At 45.2% G+C, this 383-nt stretch carries 1 pseudogene; it reads left to right on the top strand.

Annotated features, from left to right (window positions below):
- Positions 1–255: 255 nt before the first annotated feature.
- A pseudogene (locus QUB12_RS15680) lies at positions 256–383 on the top strand (photosystem II D2 protein (photosystem q(a) protein)); the annotation flags it as partial.

Here is a 383-nt window from a genome sequence, read left to right as displayed (position 1 = left end):
CGGCTTTGAGCAATTGCCCTGAGCTCCGAAACCCAGTTTATCTATTGCCTTGCCCGTCAGAACTACCAACTTACTCAAAACTTAAAATTCGCTCTTGCTATTGTAAAGATTTCCCTTTATAATCATCATCAGCGGTAAAGAAACGTAAATTATACTCACAATCCACTCATTTTATGCTACAGCAGAGCTATGAGGTGGGAAGTTGTGACTAGAACAACGTCCGTTGTAATTATATCCATTTGGAGATTTCCGTAAATGACAATCGCAGTCGGACGCGCCCAGACCGAAAGAGGCATATTTGATGTACTCGACGACTGGCTCAAACGCGATCGCTTCGTCTTCGTAGGCTGGTCTGGCATCCTGCTATTCCCCTGCGCCTACCT

The sequence above is a fragment of the Microcoleus sp. B7-D4 genome, from assembly GCF_036705125.1.
Classification (GTDB): Bacteria; Cyanobacteriota; Cyanobacteriia; order Cyanobacteriales; family Microcoleaceae; genus Microcoleus.
The sequence above is the reverse complement of the archived record's forward strand: the minus strand, read 5'-3'. Positions and strand labels throughout refer to the sequence as shown.